Here is a 24,079-nt window from a genome sequence, read left to right as displayed (position 1 = left end):
GTTCTATTTTTAAAATAAATAATAATATTCATTAATACTACTAAATATGTTTTCACATTTATTCTCAAAAATAATAAAAGAAAAGAGAAGAATAATATAACCAAAAATAGATATAAAAAATATACATTTATTTTTTTTACATATGATTACCCTATTTAATTTTTCTATAATTGACTCAGAAGTTATAATGTTTAAAACTCTCATTTTAGAAGACAGACTTCCTTTAAGTTTTTTTCGTACGGTGTATAACATATCTAATATAAGACTAATATCTTTGGTTAAAACTTCTGATAGAAGATCTCTAAAACGTTTAGACAATGTAGGGGATTTTCCATTAGTTGAAATAGAAATTTTAAGATTTACTTTTTTTAAAAGTGACCCAAAATAAAAATCACAAAAAGATGGAAAATCAGAAAAATTGATTAGCTTACCAAATTTTTTAGCATCCATCCAAATCTTCTCTAGAATAAAAAAGTTATCCTCAGCTAAAATAAGTATATCCGTTTTTTCAATCTCTTTTTTTTTAGAAAAAATTTTAATCAATTTAATTTTTTTATTTATTATAAAGTTTATTTTTATAGGTTTTTCCATATTATCAGAAATAATGGAAACAGAAGTAAAAGTAAAATTTTTTTGCATAAAAAAAAGTCTATTTAAAGCTAGATGCCCCCCTCCCAAAATCAAAAAAGAAAAATTTTTTTTCTTTAAAAAAATAGGTAATAAATTATTTTTTTCTTGTTTTATTACCTTCATATACTCATCAAAAAATCTCCTAAATTATCTTTAGTGTAACTAGAAAAATAAGCAAAAAGAAGATCAAATTCACGAATAATTTCCGTTTCATTTATATTTTCTTTATAACTCTTATTTAGTCGCATCCCATGCTTATCTCCACCTAAGTTGAGATTATAACGTCCATAATAGCTTCCAATTAATCCAATTTCAGCTACATAAGGACGAGAACATCCATTTGGACATCCAGTAATCCTAATAATTATTTTTTCTTTATTCAAGAGATGTTTCTTAAGGAGAAGAGAAATCTTAGAAAGAAAAATAGGAAAGTAACGTTGACTTTCTGAAAAAGCTAAAGGGCAAGTATTAAAAGCTACACAAGCCAGAGAATTTTTTCTAATCTTCGAAAGATTTTCCATGTAAGAATTTATACCATATTTCTCTAAATAGAGATTAATTTCATTTAAGTATTCCACTCTAACATCACTAAAAATTATATTTTGATTACAGCTAAGTCTAAACTGAACTTTTCCAAGTTTAGCTATTTTAAGTAAAAAAGTTTTAATAAAAATAGGAGGTTCATCGAAAACTCTTCCATTTTCTATAAAAATGGTAGAATAAAAAAATCCTTTAGAATCTTTATTCCATCCAAATAAGTCCGACCTATCAGTAAAAATAAATGCTTTCGTATTTTTTAAAAAAAAACCGCATCTTTTTTCAAGTTCATTCTTAAACCAAAGATCTCCGTATTTCTCAATAGTATATTTTAAGCGAGCTTGTTTACGCTCATTTCTATTTCCGTAATCTCGTTGAATCTTGAGGGTTTCATAAACTACTTTAAGTATTTTTTCTTCTTTATCAGCCAAACCAATTAATGTACCTAAACGGGCATAAGTTTTTGAATTTACAGGGGAAGTAGAAAGACCCCCACCTATAGTTATGTTAAATCCTTTTAGTTGTTTATTTTTAACAATGGCAATAAGTCCTATATCATTTGTGAAAACATCTACGTCATTATTAGGTGGAATTGCAAGGGCAATTTTAAATTTTCTAGGTAGAAATAGGTCTTTATATAGAGGATCTTCTTCATATCTTTCAAGGATTTTTTTTTCATCTAACCATATTTCATAATATGCCCTTGTTTTTGGCAAAAGAAAAAGGCTTATTTTTTTTGCATAATGAAATATTTCGTAAAAAGCAGGAGAAGTGTTTATTTGCGAGCTACAAATAACGTTTCTATTTACGTCTCCACAAGTGGAAATAGAATCAAGACCAGCTAGATTAAAATCCCAAACAGTAGGTTTTATTTTTGATTTTATTATTCCATGTAATTGAAACGTTTGCCTTGAAGTAATTTTTATTGTTTTTTTAGCTTGCTTGCTCGCTATACTATCTACAAGAACCCATTTTTTAGGGGTAAGAAAACCACCTGGAAGTCTAAGCCTAATCATGAAGGAATATGATCTTTCAAGTTTTTTAAAAGCTCGTTCTTTTCTTCTTTCACGATCATCTTGCTGATAGATACCATGAAATTTTATAATAAATTGATCACTCTCATTTAAAGATCTAGTAATTTCATTATTTATTCCGTAAAGAATACTCCCTCTTAAACCTTTACTTGACTTTTTAATTTTTTCAATTGGAGAATGATTCATATCCAATCAATAAACGTCTTTTAAATAACGTCCCCTTTCTTTTAAACGGTTAAAATAAATCTTAGAAAATTCTCCTTTTTTTTCTTCAATAATATGGAAGATCGTTTTTTCTACATCGAAACTCATAGTTTTTTTTTTACCACAAACGTATAAGTACGCACCTGAATCTATCCACTCAAAAAATTGAGTTTTGTATTTCCACATTTTTTGTTGTACATAAATTTTTTCCGATTGATCCCTAGAAAAAGCTAAATTAACTCTCTGAAGAAGACCTATTTCTCCCCAAAATTTAATTTCAGTTTGATATAAAAAGTCTGTTTCAAAACTCCGGGCCCCAAAAAAAATCCAGTTTTTTCCAGAAGATACTGTTATTTCCCTTTCCAACAAAAAAGCCCGAAAAGGAGAAAATCCTGTACCTGAGCTAATAAGAATAATATCTTTATCATTAGGTGGGAGTTTAAAAAAATTATTGGGTTTTATATAAAATTTCAAATGATCTCCTTTTCTTAATAAGGAGAGCTGATTAGAGCAAATCCCATATCTTATTTTTCCTTTATGTAAAAAGAAATCCATTTCTACAGTTAAATGGATTTCTCCATACTGGGCTTCAGGTGAAGAAGAAATGGAATATAATCTAGGAATGATTGGGTCTAACATTTTGATAAATGTTTCTATTTTTTCAGGTTCTATTAAAGGGAAATTTTTTAGAATATCTAAAAAATCCATTCGCATATTAGGGATATCCTTTTGAAAAAGTTCTGCATATTTTTTTACTATTCTTTTAGGTAAGAAAAAAATATTTAGCCGCTTCTTTAATAGAGTAAAAATAGATACATTTCCAACAACGGGATGTTTAATATTTTTATTAAATTTTATATTACTTATTTTTATAATATCTTCGACAACATCTAAAGGATTTTCTGGAAAAATTCCTAAAGCGTCTCCAACTTGATAACGAAGTTCTTCTTTGTTTAAAGAAATTTCTATGTGATGTGTTTGTTTTTCGGAACCTATATCATTCAAAATAATATTAGTTTGGACTTTTCCAGAAAAAAAATTAGACTTTTTTTCTTTCTTGAATTTTTCAATAAACTTTTTTTTGGAGAAAAATTTAATTTTACTTAAAAGTGTAACCATCCATTCTTTAGCTTCTTCATCAAAATCTACGTCACACTTTTTTAAGGGAAGATAACGTTGGGCACCAAGTGATTCTAAATGAGAATCTAAATCTTCTCCTGCTTTGCAGAAAAGAGTATATGATCTATCTCCAAGTGCTAAAACAGCATATTTCATCTTATGAAGTTCTGGAGATTTTTTCTTTAATAAAAAATTAAAAAAATCTTTAGCTGAATCTGGAGGTTCTCCATCTCCATATGTGCTAATGATTAAAAAAAAATAAGTTTCTTTTTCAAAATCACTATATCTATAATTATCTAAACTAGAAAGTTTGACTTGAAAACCGGAAGATTTTATCTTACTCGAAAATTCTATTGCAAGTTTCTTGGAATTTCCACTTTCACTTCCATAAGCTAATGTTATCTTTTTAGGATAATTCGTATTCGTAGAATCATCTATATGAGCCAAATGATCCTTGTTTAAGGAGAAAGATAAAAAATGATGGTCTAGAAATCCAGAAAGATATCCATGCATCCAAATAATTTCTGAAAGAGAAGAATTTAAAACCAATTTAAGAAAAATTGTTTTATTTAGCATATACCCCCTATTTAGCCTCTTTAGAAACCCACTGAAAATATCTGTGGAATTTTACTACCCTTCCTATTATGGCTAAGTAAGGAGTTCTCCTTTTTTTTTTAATTTTTAGTTGCTGCAAGTAATTTGTTCTTATATATTGAGCTGGGGATCCAGCTTGTTCAATTATTGCTAACTTTTTTACCCTAGAAATTCCATATTTTAGAAGATATTTTATAAGTTTATCGATATTTTTTACCATGTAAAAAACTAAAGTGTCTTCAGTCTCTGAAAGATCTTTCCACTGAAAATCTTGAATTAGATTCTGGTTATAATATGTAAGGAAACGAATTCCAGAAGAATATCCCCTAGCTGTTAATGGAATTCCGAAGTATGCAGCAGAAACGGATGCCGAAGTTACACCAGGTATTATTTCATAAGGAATATGGCATTGGATTAATACATCTAACTCAGCAATAATATTAGAAAATATAGAAACATCCCCACCCTTAATGCGAAGGACAAGTTTTCCTTTTAAAGCATTCCTAACCATCAAATCATTGGTATACGTTTGAGATATAGATTTTTTATTTCCACATTCTTTTCCTACATGAATAACTTGAGAAGCTGGATTAAGATAATATTTTAATATATCTTGGCTAACTAATCGATCAGTTAATACAATATCCGCATTTCGCATATAACGAAAAGTTTTCAATGTTATAGATTCTGGATCTCCAGATCCAGTTAAAATTACTTTACCTATTTTTGCCCTCATTCTTTAAAAAAACCATCTACTGAAAGATATCTTTCTCCTGTGTCATAATTAATAGTCAAAAATTTTGAAGGTTTTAAAATTTCTGAAATCTTTTTATTTACAGCAGCCAATACTGCTCCGGTAGAAATACCGACAAAAAGTCCTTCTTCTTTAGCTGCCCTTTTTGCATATTCAAAAGCTTCTTCTTTACTTACTGTAAAGATTTCGTCTAGAATATTGATATCTAGAATATCAGGAACAAACCCAGCTCCAATTCCTTGAATTTCATGTGGGCCGGAAATATTACCTGAAAGAACAGCGGATTCTTTAGGTTCAACTGCAATAATTTTCATATTAGGGAATTTCTTTTTAAGAATTTCAGTTATTCCCATAATATGGCCACCCGTACCTACTCCAGTTATGAAATAATCAAAACCTTCAGAAAAATCATCTAGTATTTCTCTTGCTGTTTTTTTTCTATGTACAGAAATGTTTAACTTATTATTAAATTGCTTAGCCATCCAGGCGTTTGGGATAGATTCATAAAGATCTTTAGCTTTTTCTAGAGCTCCTTTCATCCCTTTTTCTTTTGGAGTAAAGACTAATTCAGCTCCAAAAGCAGACATAATATAACGTCTTTCAACACTCATAGATTCTGGGACAACCAGAATTAATCGATATCCTTTAACTGCAGAAACCATAGCTAATGCTATTCCAGTATTTCCTGAAGTAGGCTCCACAATGATACTTTCTTTTTTTAGAAATTTATTTTTTTCAGCTTCTTCAATAAGAGTAATAGCTATACGGTCTTTAATACTATGACTTGGATTATTTTTTTCAAGTTTGATCCAAACCTCATGTTTTTTAGGAAAAAGCCTATTAATTCTAACATGAGGAGTTCTTCCTACTGTTTGCAAAATGCTTTGCAATTTCATTAATACGTATTTTTATAATACTTTTTTGAGAAACTATAGAAAATGGGGGAATACTCTGTGTAATCCAGCTTTTTCCTCCAATAATACTATTCTTCCCTATAATAGTATCCCCCCCCAGAATAATAGATCCTACATAAATAATTACATTATCTTCAATAGTTGGATGCCTTTTTTTATTAGCCAAGCTTTTCTTTACTTTAATAGATCCAAGTGTAACCCCTTGATAAATTTTTACATGATTTCCTATACAGCTACTCGATCCAATAACAATCCCACTTCCATGATCAATTACCAAATACTTTCCGATACAGGCTTCTGGATTAATTTCAATACCTGTTTTACTCCGAATAAAATTAGAAATAATATTAGGAATCAATGGAATTTTTTGATTCCACAATTCATGGGAAAAACGATAAAAAGCAATAGCAAAAAATCCTGAATGAGAAAGAAAAATTTCTTCAAGAATATCTATTGCAGGATCAAATTGAGATATAGCTTTAGCATCAAAAATTAATTTTTCATAAATATTAGGAATTTTTTCTAAAAATTTTTTACAAATAAATTTACATTTGAATGTATTTTTATATATTTTTTCAAGAATATTACAAAAACGTTTATTCATTTTTTTCCAAAATTCTCTAAAAATACTTTTTTCAAGAATAAATGGGGATCGATTAAACAAAAAGTTAAATAGATCTTCAAAAAAAGAAAATATATCCTTTTGATCAGAAAAATTCAAGAAATATTTTCTGCCTTGAAAAGAGTATTTTAATAAGTAATGTAAATTTTCTATCATTTTTTACAATTAGCATGCAATCCACATTCTTTACCCATTTTTTTTTCCCAAATCCACCGTCCTGCTCTAATGGAGCTAAAAATGTGAATAGTTTTACTGCACGGATTACATCCAAGACTAATCCCCCCCATATCATGTAAAGAATTATAAAGCAAATAATGAATTTTTGTAAATTCTTTTACCTGGACAGGTACCCATTTTAAAAGTGGGTTGTATTTAATTAAATGTTGGGAATTATCCCAATCTAGAAAATCTAAAGATTTTCTGTAAGTAGAATGTGAAATTCGCAAACCAGTTATCCAAAGTAATTTTCCTAAAAAAGCTCTTTTTATAGGCTCTACTTTTCTTATGTAGCAACATAATTTTCTTTTTTCTAAAGATTCATAGAAAGCATTAGGTCCGTTTTCTAAAATATATTTTTCAATATTTTCGTACTTAGGATTGTATGCTAAAATACAGTTTTTATAAAGTTTATGAGTAGAACTCCATACTTGATATGTATCAGTAAGTAGACGCCCTGTATCAATAGTAAATATCTTTATTGGGATTTTTTTATCAAAAATTATATGAGTAATGATTTGATCTTCCATACTAAAACTTGTAGAAAAAACAACTTTACCTGGAAATTTTTTGTATAAAAATTTAAGAAAATCCTTAATTTTAAGATTTTTAGCTATTTTTCTGGGTAAACAGAACATAATTCTTCGTGTCGGGGTGACTGGATTCGAACCAGCGACACCATACCCCCCAGATATGGACTCTAAAACCGGACTGAGCTACACCCCGAAACGAAAAACTGGAAAATGTGGAGAAGAAAGTTAAGTGGAGTGGAAACTTCGAAAAATAAGTTGTATATTGCTTATTGATTAAGGCACTGTGGCCGAGTGGTTAGGCAGAGGTCTGCAAAATCTTACACAGCGGTTCGAATCCGTTCAGTGCCTATCTCAATCCTTCTAAAACTAACACAAATTCTCCGACAGGTGTGTTATTCTCAAAATAGAGAATAATTTCCCTTAAACTTCCTCGAACTATTTTTTCAAACTTTTTTGATATTTCTTTAGAAATAACCAAATATCTTTCTGAACCTAAAAAATTTTGGAACTCTTTAAGAGTCTTTAAAAGTTTATGAGGTGACTCGTATAAAATTAATGTTCTTTTTTCTTTTGATAGAACTTCTATTTTGGATTTTCTTCCTTTTTTGTAAGGTAGAAATCCAAAAAACGTAAATTCTTGACTAGGTAGTCCAGATTGAACTAATGCAGGAATGATAGCTGTCGAACCAGGTAGACATTCTACATGAATTCCTAATTTTATACATTCTCGTATAATAAGATATCCGGGATCAGAAATTCCCGGAGTTCCGGAATCAGAAATCAAGGATATTTTATCTTTCTTAATTAGTTTCAGTATTTTAGTATAAATTTTATATTCATTATACGAATGATACCTCATTAGAGGAGTTTTAATTTTATAATGATTTAATAGTTTCTTTGATGTTCTAGTATCTTCCGTTAAGATTAATTCAGATTCTCTAAGAATACGTAAAGATCTAAATGTAAGATCTTCAAAATTTCCTATTGGTGTTGGGATAATATACAACATTGCCTTAATGTTCGTTAATGAAATGATTCGATATTTTTTTGAAACAAATTTTAAACTAAAAAATAAAAGGTTAATTAGTAGATGGATTCAAACTATAGCAAAAAAAGAGGGTAAAAAGGTCAATTATCTCAATTATATTTTTTGCAACGACCAATATCTTTTAAAACTAAATTTAAAATTTCTTAAACACGAGAATTATACTGATGTAATCACTTTTGGGTATTCTTCTAGTAAATTTTCAATATATGGAGATTCTTTTATCAGTGTGGAACGATTAGTGGAAAACGCATTTATGTGGAAACAAGATGTTCAAATTGAACTCAAACGCGTTTTAGTTCATTCTTTATTGCATCTTCTTGGATACAAAGACAAAACAAAATCACAAAAAAGTATAATGCGAAGAAAAGAAAATTTTTATCTAAATTTAATTCATAATAATTTATGACTTACGACGTCGTTGTAGTTGGAGGAGGTCACGCAGGAGCTGAAGCAGCAGCAGCTGCTGCTCTAATGGGATCTAGGGTATTACTTATAAGCATGAATATACAAACAATAGGACAAATGTCCTGCAATCCAGCTGTTGGGGGAATCGCAAAAGGACAAATTGTCCGAGAGATTGATGCTTTGGGCGGTCAGTTAGGGATAGTTACGGATTCCACAATGATCCAATTTAGAATGCTTAACAGATCCAAGGGACCTGCTGTATGGAGTCCGAGAGCCCAATCTGATAGAAAACGTTTCACTGAAACATGGAGAAGAATTATTGAAAGGATTCCTACGTTGGATCTTTTTCAAGATATGGTAGTATATCTCCTCCTAAAAAGAGAACGAGTTATTGGAGTAAAAACTTTACTTGGTTTTGAAATTCAAGCTAAATCCGTGGTTTTAACAACCGGTACTTTTTTGAATGGAATTATCCACATAGGAAAAAAAAAAATTAATGGTGGAAGATTAAGCGAATCTTCCTCAATAAATATTACAGAACAATTAAAAAAACTGGGATTCTTTTCAGGAAGAATGAAGACAGGAACTTCTCCTAGAATTGATGGTCGTTCTTTAGATTTTTCTAAAATGAATCCTCAACTTGGAGATGATCCACCAGGAAAGTTTTCTTATCTGGAGACTCCAAGGTTAAAAAATCAGCGATGTTGTTATATAACTCATACAAATACTGAAGTACATAAAATTTTACAATCTAATTTTAACCAATCCCCAATATTTAATGGAACTATTAAAAGTCTAGGTCCTAGATATTGTCCCTCTATTGAAGATAAAGTTTATCGTTTTTCTAACAAAGAACATCATCAAATTTTTGTAGAACCTGAAGGATGGGATACAAATGAAGTATACATTAATGGATTTTCGACTTCTTTGCCTGATAGAGTCCAATACATGGCTTTGAAAAAAATTACTGGGTTTGAATCAGTTAAGATTCTAAAATTAGGTTATGCTATCGAATATGACTATTTTCCACCAACTCAGTTAAAACCTACTTTAGAAACCAAAAAAATTAAAAATCTATTCCATGCAGGCCAGATTAATGGAACAACTGGATATGAAGAAGCAGCTGCACAGGGAGTATTGGCTGGAATTAATGCTCATTTAAAGACTCATAAAAAAGATTCTTTCGTTTTAAAACGTAATGAAGCCTATATTGGCGTATTGATAGATGATCTTATTTCCAAAGGAACTGAAGAACCTTATAGAATGTTTACAGCTCGAGCAGAACACCGAATCTTACTTAGGCAAGATAATGCTGATGAAAGACTTACGCATCTATCTTATAGGATAGGATTAGCTGATTCGCAAAGAATGCGTTTAGTAGGGAAAAAAGTTAATAAACTAGAAAAATCCTTTAATTTTTTACAAAATTTAAACATAACCAAGAAATTTGCAAACTTAATTCTTAGTAAGAAAAATTCTCCTAATATTAATCATTCTTTAACTTTAAATGCAAGTAAATTTCTATCTCGTCCAGAGATAAATATTCAAGATATTTTATTTATTCCAGATTTGGAAAAATTCGTTAAAAAAAAAATTTTCGAAGAACGAATTTTAGAGCAAACATTAATCCTAATCAAATATAAAGTATACATTGAGAGAGAAAAGAAAAATGCTGAAAAATTGTCTCGTTTAGAGAATATAAAAATACCTGAGCATTTTAATTACCAAAAAATAAAATCTTTATCTTCAGAAGCTAGAGAAAAATTAATGAAATATCGTCCAGATTCTATGGGACAAGTTTCTAGAATTAGTGGGATATCTCCAGTCGATATAAATATTTTGCTGATTCACTTGACTTTTTAATATTTTATGTAACAAGATTTATTATTTTTTTATGAATTATAAAAATTCTTTTCAAGATCTTTCCGTTCAAATATCTTTTTGTCTTAGGGTTATTTAGTACTTTTTCTTTAATTTCAGATGTAGAAGCTACCCTTGAAAAGAAAATTTTAAATCTTAACTTTCCATTGAATAGTATAGGATATTCTATTGCCTCATCTGAGAGATATTTTACATCATACTTAGGGAGTTTAGCAAAACTAATAGATTTTCCATGTCCTAATTTCTTCCATATTTCTTCTGCAATATGAGGAGCAAAAGGAGAAAGGAGGATAACGATTGGTTCTAATACCGAACGCTTGGAACATCTACGTGCACTTAAAAAGTTTACTGCAATCATAAAAACTGGAACTGAAGTATTAAAAGAAAAATTTTCTATATCTTCTCTAACTTTTTTTATGGTTTTGTGTAAAACTCTATATTCTTCTTCTAAAGGAGGCTCCTCTATAATAGAGATAAATGCTCCATTATGGTGAAATAGTTTCCAAAATTTTTTTATAAATAGGTGGACTCCGTTTATTCCTTGTAGATTCCAGTTTTTTGTCTGTTCAATTGGACCAAGAAATACTTCATACATACGTAAAGTATCCGCTCCATATATTTCGCAAATTGTATCCGGATTAATTACATTATATCTAGATTTAGACATTTTTTCCAACTGTCTTTGGCAGAAAAATTTTCCATTTTCTAAAATAAGATCAGATGTAGCAAACTCTTTTCTCCAATTTTTAAATTTTTCTATATCCAGAATATTATTTTTTTTAAGTAAACGAACATCAACCGCTAATTTTTGAATATTTTTATTCTGACCAATTAACCCTTCAGAAATAAATTTATTTGTTCCTTTTAATCGTATGACAAAAGCTGATCTACTCAAGATCATTCCCTGGTTTATTATTTTTCTGAAGGGTTCATACTCACATAATAGAGTATGATCTTTAAGAAATTTTTGCACAAATCTAGCATAAAGCAAATGACCAGTCGCATGCTCTGCACCTCCAACATAAAGATCAACATTCTTCCAATATCTTTCATACTTTTTTCCTACGAATTCTTTTTCGTTATTAGAATCCATAAATCGTAAAAAATACCAACTAGATCCTGCCCATACTGGCATAGTGCTTGTTTCAAGAGGAAATGTTCTTTTATAGTCTATATTTGATATTTTTTTTTTCTCTTCATTCCAAGCCCAAGTTTTAGCTCTCCTTAATGGAGGATTTACACTATCTTTAGGTAGAAATTTATCTATATCTGGTAATTGCAAAGGTAATTTTTCTTCAGGAATAGACTTTAAAACTTCCCCTTCTTTGAAAAAAATTGGAATAGGTTCACCCCAGTATCTTTGTCTGGAAAAAACTGAATCTCTCAACCTATAATTTATACTAGATTTTCCTATTTTTTTGACCTCTATTTTTTCTAGAGCTATTTTAATAGCTTTTTCTTCTGTAAATCCGGTTAGAAAACCTGATTTTATACATTTTCCATTTGAAGAAAGAACCTTCAAAACTTTTAATCCAAATTTTTGGGCAAATTTAGAATCTCGTTTGTCTAGAGCAGGAACAGCCATTATAGCACTTGTTCCATATTTCCCTAGTACATAATCGCTCACGTAAATAGGTAATTTATCTCCAGTAAACGGATGCAAAGCATTAGAATAGGAAAATACTCCTGCTAATTCATTTCTTTCTTTCGTCTTTTCAATATAGTTTTTTAACTCAGTGTTAGTTATTTTCTCTATAAAACGATGTTTCGGAGCTAAAACAATGAAACTAACCCCAAAAATTGTTTCTGGTCTTGTAGTGAATATTTCAATATTATCTCCATCTATAGTTGGAAAATTTATCCATATACCATAGGAAAATCCTATCCAATTTCTTTGCGATTCTTTGAGATAATCTGGCCATAAAAGATTATCAAGTCCTTTTAAAAGTCTTTCAGCATAAGCCGTAATCCTTATCCTCCACTGTATCATTTCTCGTAGAGTAACTGGATATCCTCCACGTTCACTTTTTCCGTTTTTCACTTCATCGTTGGCTAATACAGTTCCTAAATCAGAACACCAATTAACTATAGATTTATCCCTATAAGCTAAGCGATAGTTTAGCAAAATTTTCTCTTTACTTTTTGAAGTAAATTTTGCCCATTCCTTATTTGTAAATAAAATTTTTGATGTTTCGGCATTTGAAGCTTTTATGTAAATATTTCCTTCTTTTTCAAAAATGCTTATCAATTCATTAATTTGTCTAGCTTTTTCCATTTTCTGATCGAACCATGAATTAAAAAGTTTTATAAAAATCCATTGAGTCCAATGATAATAAGAAGGATCACTTGTTTTTAATTCCTTACTCCAGTCGAAAGAAAAACCAAGTAGGGAAAGTTGTTTTTTATAACGACAGATATTAATCTCTGTCGTTTTTTCAGGATGTTTTCCAGTTTGAATGGCATATTGTTCAGTGGGTAATCCAAAAGAATCAAAACCCATTGGGTGAAGAACGTTGAAACCTTCCAAACGTTTATATCTAGCGTAGATATCAGAAGAAACGTACCCTAAAATATGTCCAACATGTAATCCAGATCCAGAAGGGTAAGGGAACATATCTAAAATGTAATATTTGGACTTTTTAAAGTTTTCTTCAGTCTTAAATGTCTGATGTTCTTTCCAATATTTTTGCCAAAAACTTTCAATTTCTTTGAAATCGTATTTCATTATCTGCAAATTTAATTAATAAATCAAAGAAAACTAGACAGATTTTTAATAAAATTGGATTAAAATATAATTTATAGACTTTATAATTCTAAGACAATAATAAATTTTATGGAAAAAATAGAACTTCTGTCTCCAGCTGGAGATTTTGAATCTCTCAGAGCAGCGATAGACTCTGGGGCTGATTCTATCTATTTTGGTGTAGATCATCTTAATATGAGAGCTATATCTTCCGCAAATTTTTCCTTAAATGATCTTCCAGAAGTTGGAAAAATTTGTAAGAAAAAAGGTATCCGTTGTTATTTAACACTAAATACCATTATATATGATAATGACCTTTCTATTATTAAAAAATTATCTGATAAAGCTTATGAATCTGGGATAAATGCAATTATAGCAATGGATCAAGCGGTCATTTTATACGCCCATAAAATAGGAATGGAAGTTCACATATCTACACAATTAAATGTAACTAATATTGAAACAGTAAAATTTTACTCTTCATTTGCAGATACCATCGTTTTAAGTAGAGAGCTAAGTCTTAATCAAATTAAAAAAATTGTCTATAAAATTGAAAAATATAAAATAAAAGGTCCTTCTGGTAGTTTAATCAGAATTGAGATTTTTAGTCATGGAGCGCTTTGTATGGCTGTTTCCGGAAAATGCTACTTAAGTTTGCATTCTAGAAATTCTTCAGCAAATAGAGGAGCTTGCTCACATAATTGTCGTCATAAATATACTCTACTTGAGAAAGAAAGCGGTTTTAAAATAGATATTAATAACGAATATATTATGTCTACAAAGGATCTTTGTACTATCCATTTTTTAGATAAAATTATTGAATCTGGCATTAAAGTTCTTAAAATAGAAGGCAGGGGAAGATCACCTGAATATGTATCAGTAACAACATCTTGTTACCGAAAAGCGATAGATTATTTCTATCAAGGAAATTTTGATCAAAAAAAGGTTACGTATTTTACAAAACGTCTTAAATCAGTTTATAATCGTGGATTTTGGGGAGGTTTTTACCTGGGCCAAAAACTTGGAGAATGGTCTCAAATTAGTGGATCTGGAGCTAATAGAAAAAAGATCTTTCTTGGAAAAGGTCTTCATTATTATTCAAAGGCAAGGATAGGCGAATTTTCTATTGAAGCTAGTGATGTAAAAGTTGGGGATAGAATCCTAATAACAGGACCTATAACAGGTGTAAAAGAAGTTGAAGTTCTTTCTATTATGGTTAATGATTCCTTATTAGATATAGTTGTTAAGGGTCAGGTTTGTACTATTCCTTTGAATTTTAAAATTCGTACTTCAGATAAACTTTATAAATTAGTTAATACGGAATGTTTATCGTAACATTACAAAGAAATAAATGTATTGGATGTAATTATTGTTCAGAATTAGCTCCAGAATATTTCAGAATTTCTAAAAAAGACGGAAAATCCGTTTTATTGCATTCAATAGATAAGAATGGCTTTTTTGTTTTAAAAAAATATTGTTACTATTCTTTCGAAAGTTACAAAAAAGCTTCAAAAGTTTGTCCAATAGGGATAATTAATATTAAAAAATTTTGATAAAAAAAAGAAAGGGCTAAACAAATAGATAAATTATATCCAAAAATAAGTATGGGAAGCTTTAAAAAAACTGATTTAAAGGCTCTCTAATTCCAATACTTTATCTGTGAATATATTGTATTAGGCTTCTTAATTTTGGAATAGGGACGATAAGAACCAAAAAATATGTACGAACATATAAAATTTATAGTAGAAAAGGAACATGGCAAAGTTAGGGTTGATAAATTTTTGACTAATTTTATGAAAAATATCTCTAGAAGAAGAATCCAAAATTCTGCTATTTGGATAAACGAAAAACCTGTTAAACCTAGCTTTCTAGTAAAGTGCTCTGATAGAGTAAGCGTTTTAATGAATTCTCTTATAAATCAAGAAATAAAATCAGAAGACGTTCCTTTAAATCTTATTTATGAAGATAAAGAAATCATAGTAGTGAATAAGCCACCTGGAATGGTTGTTCATCCTGGTATAGGAAATTCTAAAGGGACCTTAGTTAATGCTTTAAAATCTCATCTTAATAAAGATACTTATCGTTTTGGATTAGCACATAGAATAGATAAAGATACATCTGGTTTGCTTGTTGTTGCTAAAAATAATCATAGTTTGGAACAGTTAATGAAACAATTTTTTTTTCATAAAATACAAAGAGAATATCTTGCTATTGTATGTGGTAACCTTAATCAGGAAAAAGGAATAATTGCTGCTAACATTGGGAGAAATCCTAATTATCCCAAAAATATGATGGTTTTTACTGATGGAAGTAGAGGAAAAAATGCAGTTACACATTATAAAGTATTAGAAAATTTTAGATACGTTACTTTTATTTCTTGTCATTTAGAAACAGGTAGGACGCATCAAATTAGGACTCATTTAAAGTTTTTAGGTCATCCAATTTTCAATGATCCCCGATATGGGGGAGACAAAATTTTTAATAAAATTGCTAAACAGCAGAAATTTTTTTTAGAAAAATGTTTCGAGCTTTGCAAGCGACAAGCTTTACATGCAAATTATTTAGGATTTACGCATCCAAAAAGTGGAAAATATCTTCATTTTGAGTGCGATCTTTCTAAAGATTTTCTTCATTTATTGAATAAATGTAGGGGGTTATAAAAGTAATTGAAATGGAAAAATTTCTCGTTGTTGGATTAGGAAATGTTGGAGATAAATACGCTAATACAAGACATAACATAGGATTTAAAATCCTTTCTCAATTTAATTTAGCAGTTTTTAATCTTAAACGATTAGGATTTGTTGCTAATTTTTATTTTGAAAAAAAAAATATTTTTTTATTAAAACCTTCTACATCTATGAATTTTAGTGGAAAAGCCGTAAACTTCTGGATGGAAAAGGAGAATATTTCTTTAGAAAAAATTTTAGTTATTACGGATGATCTACATTTAGATTTTGGAGTTTTGCGGCTTAAATATAGAAGTAGATATGGGGGGCATAATGGATTAAAAAACATTCAAAATATTTTAAATACTTCTAACTATACCTGTCTTAGATTTGGTATTGGAAATAAATTTACAAAAGTAGGTCAAATAGACTATGTTTTAGGAAAATGGACAGATATTGAAATAATAAAACTTCCTCATTATTTAAGAAGAGCTAAGGAAGTTATATTTAGTTTTATTTTAAATGGTAGAAAAAAAACAATAAACAGTTCCAATAGTTGGAAAATTTAAGATTAGGTCTCGTAGTTTAACTGGATAGAACGTAGGACTCCGGTTCCTATAATGAGGGTTCAAATCCCTTCGAGGCTAAAAAGCTTTGTCTTAATTGTTTAAGATGTTTTTTAAAAAAGCCATTTTAACAGCTGTTTTCGCAGATTCAATTCCTCTATTTCCAATTTTTATATTTTTTTTATTTTCATAGTTTAAAATACAAAGAATTACCGGAGTCTCATATACAATATTAATATTTTTAATTCCTTCTAATAAAGATTTACATATGTACTGAAAATATTCAGTTTCCCCTTTTAATAAGTTACCTATTAAAATTAGAGAATCCAATCTGTAATTGCTACATATTTTATCTGCAGCATAAATCAATTCAAAGCTTCCCATAGTATCCCAACTATGAATATTTTTTTCAAAATATCCAAGATTAACTAAAGTGTTAAAAACATCTTTATAAAGGCGTGTAGTTACAGATTCATTCCATTTAGATCGAACAATTCCAAATTGAAAAAACTTTTTAGAATACTCTTCTAGTTTCATATATTTGTAATATCTGATTTATCATGGATAAATATGTATCTATATCTTTTGCAAAAGGAGAAGTTGGATATTTATTTATGATTCTATAAAAATTTCTTTTAGATTCTTTATATTTATTTATACTCAAGTAAAGAATAGCAACTTGACGAATATAAAATGGAGTAGTGAATTTATTATTTATCTTATAAACTGCTTTAATATAGTATTGTATCGCTCTTTCGTTTTTTTTTAATTCTAAAAAAGAATCCGCTAGAATACCATATTTTATGGCTGAAAGAATTTCATCTTTAGATGAAAAAGCTTTGAAAAATTTTATTGCTTTTTTATACTTTCTTAATTTATAGGAACAAACACCAGCGTAAAAAGTAGCAATGTTCCCTGATTTAGTTTTAGGATATAAATTAACAATATCAATAAATCCAAGATAGGATTTTTTTATGGATATGTAGTCTTGAACAAAAAGTTGTCTAGGATAAAAAAGCATTTCCCTTGCTTCTTTTTGAAGCAAAATGGAATGTAATATGCAGAGAAAATATCCTATACCTAAAACAATCCCTAAAACTAGATTAAGTTTCTTAATATACATACCATAAATTTATTTATTGGGGCTGATATGGATTTGACAGCAAAATTTATGCTTGAGTGTAAGCATACCGTGTAAAGTAAGGAATACACGTTAATCTGTTCTTACTAAATGATAAACGGAAACGAAAATTACGCTCTCGCTGCTTAATTTTATCTGCCATTGATGTCAGAGCGGGATATCTATATCAGAAGTCGTTCCTTGTTTCTTCTGAAAGTAGATAAGAAAAAAACAAGGATAGGAAATCAGATACTTCTAAGATTTCTGAAAAAATAGAAGTTATACTGTAAAAATTCGGGATCCGACCTCCGATTTATGGTTGAAATAAAATTCGGATAAGTATGTAGAAAGCTTAAGGCATTGTTTGTTGGACGCGGGTTCGAATCCCGCCTGCTCCACAAAACTCCTCAGTAGCTCAGTTGGATAGAGCACTTGCCTGTTAAGTAAGGTGTCGCAGGTTCGAATCCTGCTTGAGGAGCAAGTGGTATCTCCCGGAATCGAACCGGGGACACAGGAATTTTCAGTCCCTTGCTCTACCATCTGAGCTAAGATACCAATATAAGAAAAACTCCATTTTCTCCATTTATCGTAAAGTAAATATTATTTATAGGCAATCCCAAGGATACTCCAACTACCTTGGATTCTCTTCCTATTGGATTTTCCATCTTTTTAATCTTCTGATATTTGTGATATAGAAAATTTTTAGCTAATTCTTTAGAAATTTTTTTCTTTTTTAGAATTTTTTTTACCTCATTTTTAACACTAACTCTAGATATATCTGAAATACGAGCAATAATGTAGCTTTGCTTAAAGTAAAAAAAAACTTTAAATTCTCCTAATTTTCTTTTTTTATCAAAAGACCATTGTATAATTTCAGAATAGAAATCTAATATTGTATAATCAATCTTAGTTCTCACCTGAGAACCTTTTTTTCTAGCGTTTTTAGCAAAAAAACTAAAATTAGCTTTTCCGTTTTCTTGAATAAATTCTTTTACTCTTTGGTTCAGAGTTTCCTCCGTTTTTTTTGAGTAATTAATGTATTTAAGAAAAATAGAAAGTTGATAAAATGGACGTAAAGGGCTTTTATCATCAATACGTATTATATGATAACCTATTGGTGTTTCGAACACTCCTATTTTACCTTTAGGATTTTCAATTAAAAAATTCTGAAAATCAGACGTTTTTTTTATCCCTCCTATATCTATCCATCCTAATCCTAGATATCCATTATAAGATTCTTTTTTAACTAATGCTTTAAATAGTTTTGGCTTTTTCAATTCATTTATTTTTTTTATAGATTCTTCTATACTTATTCGTTTTTTAGAAGAAAAAATAGTATTAGAAAAGGATCCTTTATGATAAATAAAAATATGACTAGCACGTATTGAATTGGATATCATTTTTTTTCCAGTAATCTTTGCTAGAAGATAATAATTTTTCCTTTTTAAAAAACTTACCCTTTTCGATTTTTTTAGTATAAGTAAGTTTCTTAAAAAAGATGGTAAAAAATTATAGGAATAATATATGGGATTATAAGAAACATCAGAATGATAATTAATCAAATATTTAGTTTCTTTTTTAAATTCAAAAAATAAACTTTCCATTTGTTTTTTTATTATTTCAGAATCTATTTTAGAGAATTTTCTAGAAAAATTTAGAAAAAAAAATTCCATATCTCCTAGATTGGAGAAAAAATAATTTGCCTTCATATAATCTGCTATTTCATCATCTCTAATTTTAAATTTTTGTTTTTTTTCATACTCCTTGTATGGGAAAAAAAGATAATCTACTGTTACTTTCTTAGAAAGAAATGATTTTTTTGTATTTAATCCACATAAACACATATCAAGATATTGATTCATCAAAATTTTATCATTAATATTTTTTTTTTGTTGAAACCAAACAAACCCGTGATTTTTAATATTTCTAATGTTTAGAAGATAATATTTAAATTTTTTAGTCCCTTCTTTTTTTTTAAATTGAGTAATATGTTTATATATAGATTTTTTTGCCCAAAAATTACAAAAATCTTTATCCATAAACTGGATTCCTATTTTTTTAGCACTCTGGATTAGATGCTTTTCCTCCTTAATTTTATGCAAAATATATGATGATGTAGGGTATAATTTTTTTTTTAATTTTAAAAAATTTTTAATTTTTTTTTCATCAATTTTAAAAATTGCATGAAAACTAAAGAAATTTAAAAGAGTTTTTGGATTAAAAACAAAAGAAAAAAGAATCAATCCAATAAAAAAAAAGGAGTAATCCCTAATCTTTCCAAAGAGTGACATTTTTTTATTTTTTTAATTTAAGGAATAGGAGAATCATAACTAGTTAGTTTTTATTAATAAAAAGCCATAAATTATGGATGAAAAAGAAAATTTATGACTAAATTAGACTTTTGAAGATCATTATAAAATCAAAATAGTTAGCGTATTAAACGTTTAGATAAATCTATCGAATTTTCTGTATTTTTAAGACTATTTTTTAGAATTTCAAAAGAAGGATAAGGAATTTTTGTAAAACCTATTAAATTCATACCTATATATCAAAAATTACACATTTACCATTCTCCCTGATTTATTTTTTTTGTTTTTATTTTATGAAATAATAATCTACTTGATCTTTCTCAGAAATTCTAGGTGAAATCGAAAACCTAATTATGGAAAAATTTTAATTAAGTGCTTTGTGGTTTTTCCAGAAGCAAAAAAGTATCTATTTTTTGGGTATTTTAGAGTAACTATAAATCTTCTCAAAATGAGAGTAGCTTTGGTTGGAGCAACTGGAATGGTTGGCCGTGTATTGCGAAAAATTTTTAATAACTATACTGTAAAAAAACTACTTTCTGTAGCTTCAAAAAAATCTTTTGGATTTGGAGAAGAAATCTCTTTTCAAGATACCCATTGTAGAATTCTTAGCTTAGAGGAGGCTATTTCTTTAAACCCTTATTTATCTCTATTTTCCGCAGGATGTGAAATTTCCAAAAAATGGGCTCTACGTTTTGTAGAATATGGAAGTTTTGTAATTGATAACTCTTCAGCATGGCGTATGGATCCAAATAAGCCTCTTCTAATTACAGAAATAAATACCGGTGATATTTCAGAAAAAGACAAGGTTATTGCGAACCCAAATTGTTCAACTATCCAATTTGTAATGATTTTAGCTACTTTACACAAACGCTATATAGCGCGAAGAATAGTTATCTCAACTTATCAAGCAGTAACTGGAACAGGGAAAAAATCTAGGAATCAATTGGAAAAAGAATCTAGGGGAAAATTTGTGGAAAAAATATATACTCATCAAATATATAAAAATGTTTTACCTTATTGTGATCTTCTAAAAGAAGGAGGATACACTAAAGAAGAAATTAAACTAATAAGAGAGACTAAAAAAATTCTAAAAGAGGATAGGATTTCTATAACAGCTACAAATGCACGACTTCCTATTACAGGAGGTCATTCTGAATGTGTAACCATTTCTTTTAAAAAAAAAATTTATTTAGATGAAATACGAAATATTTTTTCAAATACTCCAGGAATTATTGTTCAAGACTGTCCAGAAAATTGTTATTATCCTATGCCAATTTTATCTAAAGGAAAAGATGAAGTATTTGTTGGTAGAATCCGAAGAGAGACTTCGAATTCGTTGAATCTATGGATTGTAGCAGATAATTTGCTAAAAGGAGCTGCAAATAATGCAATACAAATTTCTGAATATTTATTCAATAATCAGTTTTTATAAATGAAAAAACTCTCAAAGGTGAAGGATTTATTATCCCTTCAAAAAAAAAGTAGAGAAAGGAGTAGAAAAAAATTGTTTATTGTTGAAGGAATTAAGGAGTTTCAAATGGCTTTGAAAGGAGGATATCTTCCAGATAAAATTCTTATTTACCGAGAAATACTTAAAACAAGAAAATTAGAATTTTCTGAAAAAATTACAGAAATTAGTTCTGCAATTTTTTTAAAGATTGCTTACAGAAATAGCAATGGAGGAATTATTGCAGTTTTTAAACAAAAACAAAAGCTTTTAAAAACTCTTAAGTTGAAAGATTATCCTTTAATTTTAGTTATAGAAAGTATTGAGAATCCAGGAAATATTGGAGCTATACTTCGTACAGCTAATGCTGTATCTGTTGATGCTATTGTTTTTTGTAATACAAAAACAGATACTTTTAATCCTAACGTTATTCGCTCAAGTTTAGGTAGTCTTTTTACTACAAATTTTTTTGTTGAAACTTCTTATAAGTTAATATACTTTTTAAGAAAAAAAAAAATAAAAATTTTTTCTACAGTATTGCAAAAAAAATACTTTAACATTTATAAAGTTGATTTTAGAGATGGGTTGGCTATCGTAATAGGCAATGAAGCAGAAGGTCTCTCCAAAATATGGATGGAGATTTCCGACAAACTTATAAAAATTCCAATGAATGTAAATGTGGATTCTCTGAATGTTAGCAATGTAGCAGCTATAATTCTTTTCGAAATTCTTCGACAACGTTCCAATTCTAAAATATTCTAAAAGTATAAATATCTTAATCTGTTTTTCTGGCCAACTGAACTATACCATTTTTTATTTTATGATAAATTATATTTATTATACCGGTAAATTCCCCAATATAAAAGATATCAAAATTTTTTATTGTATATAAATATATTCTTTCATCAAACTTAATTTGATACTTTTTTTTAAAAAGACTAAAAAAAGTTTCCATTTTATGAAAATTATCTTCTATAGAAAGAGTCAATTTTAAGGAAAAATTTTTCATAAAATGGACCCTTAAAATAGAAAAAGAAAGATATTGGAATATTCTTACAATATATTCATTTTTAATGAAAAAGAGATCTATACTGTAAAATGATAATAAAATATGATTTTTCTTAAAAAAATAAGGTAGATTCTTTGGAAACTTTTTTATGCTTCTTACTGAAGTTCCGAATTTTTCATTCATTAAAAATGAGAAAAAATGTAATTTAATTTTTCTTTTTTGTATACAAACTAAAGTTTTAGTATGTATAAAGGATGCTCCATAATAAGAAAATTCAACAGATCCTGCATAGGAAATACTATACAAAAGTCTAGAATTTGAAAAAAACCAAGGATCCGAATTTATAATTCCTGGAACTTCCTTAAAAATAATTTTACTTTTAGCTTCAAGTAAAGAAGCGAATATAGATGAACTATAATCTGATCCTTCTCTTCCTAATGTTGTAGTAAAATAATTAAAATCAGAACCTATAAAGCCTTGAGCAAGGTTTAGTCTATCTAGAATAAATCTATTCAGATAATAGATTTTAGAGAATGATTTTGTACAATCTATTATTCCAGACCTATATATTTTATTCGTACTAATAGATTTTCTAACATCAAGCCAAATATTCTCAATACCTATACAATGTAAATATTCGCTAATAATTTTTGTAGATATTAATTCTCCTTGAGAACTTACTTGATCATAAATGAAATCTACCTTGAATTTATCTTTTTTTAGGAAAACTTTTAAATCAGAAAAAAAAATATCAATTTTGTTAAAAAAATTATTACTTATTGTAAATAAATCATATAAAATTTTCATATGATTTTTATAGACTTTATATATATTTTTTTTTAAAAAAGACTTTTTTATAAGACTTTCCAGAAAATTAGTTGTATTTCCAATAGCTGAGACTATTATGAATTTTTTTTTTCCCCCTATTTTTCTAAAAACTCTAGAAATTTGTTTTATCCTTTGAGCATTTCTTACTGAAGATCCCCCAAATTTTGTAATTTTTATTTCCAATAGGACAACCTAATTTTTTAATCCGTCATATGTCCAATTCTTGTTTATTTTCACACATAAAAAACTAAGAAAGTTTGAACGGCAAAAAGTCTATTCTTTTTAAAATTGGAAAATCTTTTTCAGTAGAAAATTTATGCCTATTCTATCTTGAGAAAGAGGGTTTTTTACCTATTCATAGTAAAATTTATTTTTTGGTTTCAAAAAAAAAAATTAAAAAATCTGTGGATCGTAATAGAATTAAAAGGTTGCTTAGATCTTCTTTTAGGATAAACAAAGAATCCTTTCTCAAGCTCAATAGAAAAGAATTCTATCTATCTGTTAGATACAGAGTAAATATACTTACAATATCTAGCATTGTAGATAAAAATATGAAAAAAATATTAATTTTTAAAGAAAATGTAGAAAATTAAATGGACATTTTCCGTCAAAATTTTTCCAGAAAAAGACAATAAAACAATTTTTTTCATTCCACTTTTTCCTATTATATTTTCGAAAATATCAGAATATTCTATAGCTAAGAAAAGAAATCAATAAGAATAACTTCTAGACTATAATGGGACCGCATAGAAGAGCCTGGACAACGGAAACCTCCATTTCCAGTCCTAAAATCATTTCAATGGATATAAAAAACAAAACGATAGATCCAGCTATCGAAAATGAATAGATATCAATCCCAATAATTTTCAATAAAGCATTTCCTGAGAAAAGGAAAGATCA

General features: G+C 28.3%; 23 protein-coding genes, 5 tRNA genes and 1 other RNA gene. 13 read left to right on the top strand and 16 right to left on the bottom strand.

Annotation, left to right across the window (positions count from 1 at the left end; translation table 11 throughout):
* Window positions 1-9: 9 nt before the first annotated feature.
* From VE128_00605 to VE128_00570, 8 genes are all read right to left on the bottom strand, one after another.
* Window positions 10-753 (bottom strand): NAD(P)-dependent oxidoreductase, encoded by a 744-nt coding sequence (locus VE128_00605; GenBank protein HZD84040.1) that lies wholly within the window; start codon window positions 751-753, stop codon window positions 10-12.
* Window positions 750-2,387, bottom strand: a complete 1,638-nt coding sequence (locus tag VE128_00600) for an NADPH-dependent assimilatory sulfite reductase hemoprotein subunit (GenBank protein HZD84039.1) — start codon at window positions 2,385-2,387, stop codon at window positions 750-752. The genes VE128_00605 and VE128_00600 overlap by 4 nt, the downstream gene beginning before the upstream one ends.
* 6 nt (window positions 2,388-2,393) lie before the next feature.
* Window positions 2,394-4,100 (bottom strand): flavodoxin domain-containing protein, encoded by a 1,707-nt coding sequence (locus tag VE128_00595; protein HZD84038.1) that lies wholly within the window; start codon window positions 4,098-4,100, stop codon window positions 2,394-2,396.
* A 7-nt stretch (window positions 4,101-4,107) separates the two neighbouring features.
* Window positions 4,108-4,854 carry a uroporphyrinogen-III C-methyltransferase gene (gene cobA, locus VE128_00590; protein ID HZD84037.1) on the bottom strand — a complete coding sequence of 249 codons (747 nt, stop codon included), beginning with the start codon at window positions 4,852-4,854 and terminating at the stop codon, window positions 4,108-4,110.
* Window positions 4,851-5,768: a cysteine synthase A gene (cysK, locus tag VE128_00585; protein ID HZD84036.1), complete on the bottom strand. Its 918-nt coding sequence runs from the start codon at window positions 5,766-5,768 to the stop codon at window positions 4,851-4,853. The genes cobA and cysK overlap by 4 nt, the downstream gene beginning before the upstream one ends.
* Window positions 5,719-6,564, bottom strand: coding sequence for a serine O-acetyltransferase (locus VE128_00580; protein ID HZD84035.1), 846 nt, complete (start codon window positions 6,562-6,564; stop codon window positions 5,719-5,721). The genes cysK and VE128_00580 overlap by 50 nt, the downstream gene beginning before the upstream one ends.
* On the bottom strand, window positions 6,561-7,262 hold the full coding sequence (locus VE128_00575) for a phosphoadenylyl-sulfate reductase (protein HZD84034.1): 702 nt from the start codon (window positions 7,260-7,262) through the stop codon (window positions 6,561-6,563). The genes VE128_00580 and VE128_00575 overlap by 4 nt, the downstream gene beginning before the upstream one ends.
* 11 nt (window positions 7,263-7,273) lie before the next feature.
* Window positions 7,274-7,350 (bottom strand) — tRNA-Pro (locus VE128_00570).
* A gap of 84 nt (window positions 7,351-7,434) precedes the next feature.
* Here VE128_00570 and VE128_00565 point away from each other — a divergent pair.
* Window positions 7,435-7,505: transfer RNA gene (locus VE128_00565), tRNA-Cys, on the top strand.
* On the opposite strand, the gene rsmI is transcribed toward VE128_00565, so the two are convergent.
* Window positions 7,504-8,166 carry a 16S rRNA (cytidine(1402)-2'-O)-methyltransferase gene (gene rsmI, locus VE128_00560; protein ID HZD84033.1) on the bottom strand — a complete coding sequence of 221 codons (663 nt, stop codon included), beginning with the start codon at window positions 8,164-8,166 and terminating at the stop codon, window positions 7,504-7,506. The two genes, VE128_00565 and rsmI, sit on opposite strands and share 2 nt — an antisense overlap.
* A gap of 7 nt (window positions 8,167-8,173) precedes the next feature.
* Here rsmI and ybeY point away from each other — a divergent pair, with 7 nt between their 5' ends.
* Window positions 8,174-8,611 carry an rRNA maturation RNase YbeY gene (gene ybeY / locus VE128_00555; GenBank protein ID HZD84032.1) on the top strand — a complete coding sequence of 146 codons (438 nt, stop codon included), beginning with the start codon at window positions 8,174-8,176 and terminating at the stop codon, window positions 8,609-8,611.
* Entirely contained in the window at window positions 8,608-10,473 is a 1,866-nt protein-coding gene (gene mnmG, locus VE128_00550; GenBank protein HZD84031.1) for a tRNA uridine-5-carboxymethylaminomethyl(34) synthesis enzyme MnmG, read from the top strand. Before ybeY ends, mnmG begins: the two co-directional genes overlap by 4 nt.
* A 4-nt stretch (window positions 10,474-10,477) precedes the next feature.
* Here the strand turns inward: mnmG and leuS are convergent, their stop codons facing one another.
* A complete protein-coding gene (leuS, locus tag VE128_00545) occupies window positions 10,478-13,216 on the bottom strand; it encodes a leucine--tRNA ligase (GenBank protein HZD84030.1) in 2,739 nt (912 codons plus the stop codon).
* A 108-nt stretch (window positions 13,217-13,324) separates the two neighbouring features.
* Between leuS and VE128_00540 the strand changes: the two genes are divergently transcribed.
* The 5 genes from VE128_00540 to VE128_00520 all read left to right on the top strand — a co-directional run bounded on the left by VE128_00540 (window position 13,325) and on the right by VE128_00520 (window position 16,547).
* Window positions 13,325-14,569, top strand: coding sequence for a peptidase U32 family protein (locus VE128_00540; GenBank protein HZD84029.1), 1,245 nt, complete (start codon window positions 13,325-13,327; stop codon window positions 14,567-14,569).
* Entirely contained in the window at window positions 14,557-14,787 is a 231-nt protein-coding gene (locus VE128_00535; protein ID HZD84028.1) for a ferredoxin, read from the top strand. The genes VE128_00540 and VE128_00535 overlap by 13 nt, the downstream gene beginning before the upstream one ends.
* A gap of 165 nt (window positions 14,788-14,952) precedes the next feature.
* Window positions 14,953-15,894 carry an RluA family pseudouridine synthase gene (locus VE128_00530; GenBank protein HZD84027.1) on the top strand — a complete coding sequence of 314 codons (942 nt, stop codon included), beginning with the start codon at window positions 14,953-14,955 and terminating at the stop codon, window positions 15,892-15,894.
* Between the two features lie 11 nt (window positions 15,895-15,905).
* On the top strand, window positions 15,906-16,469 hold the full coding sequence (gene pth, locus VE128_00525; GenBank protein ID HZD84026.1) for an aminoacyl-tRNA hydrolase: 564 nt from the start codon (window positions 15,906-15,908) through the stop codon (window positions 16,467-16,469).
* A gap of 5 nt (window positions 16,470-16,474) precedes the next feature.
* Window positions 16,475-16,547: transfer RNA gene (locus VE128_00520), tRNA-Arg, on the top strand.
* A 12-nt stretch (window positions 16,548-16,559) separates the two neighbouring features.
* On the opposite strand, the gene VE128_00515 is transcribed toward VE128_00520, so the two are convergent.
* Window positions 16,560-17,003, bottom strand: coding sequence for a 6,7-dimethyl-8-ribityllumazine synthase (locus VE128_00515; protein HZD84025.1), 444 nt, complete (start codon window positions 17,001-17,003; stop codon window positions 16,560-16,562).
* The gene (locus VE128_00510) at window positions 16,981-17,589 is read right to left on the bottom strand and encodes a tetratricopeptide repeat protein (protein ID HZD84024.1); all 609 of its coding nucleotides are present in this window, start codon (window positions 17,587-17,589) and stop codon (window positions 16,981-16,983) included. Before VE128_00510 ends, VE128_00515 begins: the two co-directional genes overlap by 23 nt.
* Before the next feature lie 18 nt (window positions 17,590-17,607).
* Between VE128_00510 and ssrA the strand changes: the two genes are divergently transcribed.
* Both ssrA and VE128_00500 read left to right on the top strand, forming a co-directional pair.
* Window positions 17,608-17,987, top strand: a transfer-messenger RNA (tmRNA) gene (ssrA, locus tag VE128_00505).
* Between the two features lie 3 nt (window positions 17,988-17,990).
* Window positions 17,991-18,064: transfer RNA gene (locus VE128_00500), tRNA-Asn, on the top strand.
* Between the two features lie 4 nt (window positions 18,065-18,068).
* On the opposite strand, the gene VE128_00495 is transcribed toward VE128_00500, so the two are convergent.
* A tRNA-Phe gene (locus VE128_00495) sits at window positions 18,069-18,141 on the bottom strand.
* Window positions 18,132-19,877: a peptidylprolyl isomerase gene (locus VE128_00490; GenBank protein HZD84023.1), complete on the bottom strand. Its 1,746-nt coding sequence runs from the start codon at window positions 19,875-19,877 to the stop codon at window positions 18,132-18,134. The genes VE128_00495 and VE128_00490 overlap by 10 nt, the downstream gene beginning before the upstream one ends.
* Window positions 19,878-20,343: 466 nt before the next feature.
* Between VE128_00490 and VE128_00485 the strand changes: the two genes are divergently transcribed.
* Window positions 20,344-21,327, top strand: coding sequence for an aspartate-semialdehyde dehydrogenase (locus tag VE128_00485; GenBank protein HZD84022.1), 984 nt, complete (start codon window positions 20,344-20,346; stop codon window positions 21,325-21,327).
* Complete coding sequence (locus VE128_00480) at window positions 21,328-22,104, top strand: TrmH family RNA methyltransferase (GenBank protein HZD84021.1); 777 nt, start codon at window positions 21,328-21,330, stop codon at window positions 22,102-22,104. It begins immediately after the preceding gene.
* A gap of 13 nt (window positions 22,105-22,117) precedes the next feature.
* Here the strand turns inward: VE128_00480 and VE128_00475 are convergent, their stop codons facing one another.
* On the bottom strand, window positions 22,118-23,362 hold the full coding sequence (locus tag VE128_00475; protein ID HZD84020.1) for an aspartate kinase: 1,245 nt from the start codon (window positions 23,360-23,362) through the stop codon (window positions 22,118-22,120).
* A 74-nt stretch (window positions 23,363-23,436) separates the two neighbouring features.
* On the opposite strand from VE128_00475, the gene rnpA reads away from it, so the two are divergent.
* Window positions 23,437-23,772: a ribonuclease P protein component gene (gene rnpA, locus VE128_00470; GenBank protein ID HZD84019.1), complete on the top strand. Its 336-nt coding sequence runs from the start codon at window positions 23,437-23,439 to the stop codon at window positions 23,770-23,772.
* 133 nt (window positions 23,773-23,905) lie between these two features.
* On the opposite strand, the gene VE128_00465 is transcribed toward rnpA, so the two are convergent.
* Window positions 23,906-24,049: a MarC family protein gene (locus VE128_00465; GenBank protein ID HZD84018.1), complete on the bottom strand. Its 144-nt coding sequence runs from the start codon at window positions 24,047-24,049 to the stop codon at window positions 23,906-23,908.
* Window positions 24,050-24,079: the final 30 nt, after the last annotated feature.

This window comes from Candidatus Angelobacter sp. (assembly GCA_035643775.1).
GTDB lineage: Bacteria > Bacteroidota > Bacteroidia > Flavobacteriales > Blattabacteriaceae > DASQPV01.
The sequence above is the reverse complement of the archived record's forward strand: the minus strand, read 5'-3'. Positions and strand labels throughout refer to the sequence as shown.

Coding starts and splice junctions, on each gene's coding strand:
- VE128_00605 (HZD84040.1), bottom strand. CDS start 753: ATGAAGGTAATAAAACAAGAAAAAAATAATTTATTACCTATTTTTTTA.
- VE128_00600 (HZD84039.1), bottom strand. CDS start 2,387: ATGAATCATTCTCCAATTGAAAAAATTAAAAAGTCAAGTAAAGGTTTA.
- VE128_00595 (HZD84038.1), bottom strand. CDS start 4,100: ATGCTAAATAAAACAATTTTTCTTAAATTGGTTTTAAATTCTTCTCTT.
- cobA (HZD84037.1), bottom strand. CDS start 4,854: ATGAGGGCAAAAATAGGTAAAGTAATTTTAACTGGATCTGGAGATCCA.
- cysK (HZD84036.1), bottom strand. CDS start 5,768: ATGAAATTGCAAAGCATTTTGCAAACAGTAGGAAGAACTCCTCATGTT.
- VE128_00580 (HZD84035.1), bottom strand. CDS start 6,564: ATGATAGAAAATTTACATTACTTATTAAAATACTCTTTTCAAGGCAGA.
- VE128_00575 (HZD84034.1), bottom strand. CDS start 7,262: ATGTTCTGTTTACCCAGAAAAATAGCTAAAAATCTTAAAATTAAGGAT.
- rsmI (HZD84033.1), bottom strand. CDS start 8,166: ATGTTGTATATTATCCCAACACCAATAGGAAATTTTGAAGATCTTACA.
- ybeY (HZD84032.1), top strand. CDS start 8,174: ATGTTCGTTAATGAAATGATTCGATATTTTTTTGAAACAAATTTTAAA.
- mnmG (HZD84031.1), top strand. CDS start 8,608: ATGACTTACGACGTCGTTGTAGTTGGAGGAGGTCACGCAGGAGCTGAA.
- leuS (HZD84030.1), bottom strand. CDS start 13,216: ATGAAATACGATTTCAAAGAAATTGAAAGTTTTTGGCAAAAATATTGG.
- VE128_00540 (HZD84029.1), top strand. CDS start 13,325: ATGGAAAAAATAGAACTTCTGTCTCCAGCTGGAGATTTTGAATCTCTC.
- VE128_00535 (HZD84028.1), top strand. CDS start 14,557: ATGTTTATCGTAACATTACAAAGAAATAAATGTATTGGATGTAATTAT.
- VE128_00530 (HZD84027.1), top strand. CDS start 14,953: ATGTACGAACATATAAAATTTATAGTAGAAAAGGAACATGGCAAAGTT.
- pth (HZD84026.1), top strand. CDS start 15,906: ATGGAAAAATTTCTCGTTGTTGGATTAGGAAATGTTGGAGATAAATAC.
- VE128_00515 (HZD84025.1), bottom strand. CDS start 17,003: ATGAAACTAGAAGAGTATTCTAAAAAGTTTTTTCAATTTGGAATTGTT.
- VE128_00510 (HZD84024.1), bottom strand. CDS start 17,589: ATGTATATTAAGAAACTTAATCTAGTTTTAGGGATTGTTTTAGGTATA.
- VE128_00490 (HZD84023.1), bottom strand. CDS start 19,877: ATGTCACTCTTTGGAAAGATTAGGGATTACTCCTTTTTTTTTATTGGA.
- VE128_00485 (HZD84022.1), top strand. CDS start 20,344: ATGAGAGTAGCTTTGGTTGGAGCAACTGGAATGGTTGGCCGTGTATTG.
- VE128_00480 (HZD84021.1), top strand. CDS start 21,328: ATGAAAAAACTCTCAAAGGTGAAGGATTTATTATCCCTTCAAAAAAAA.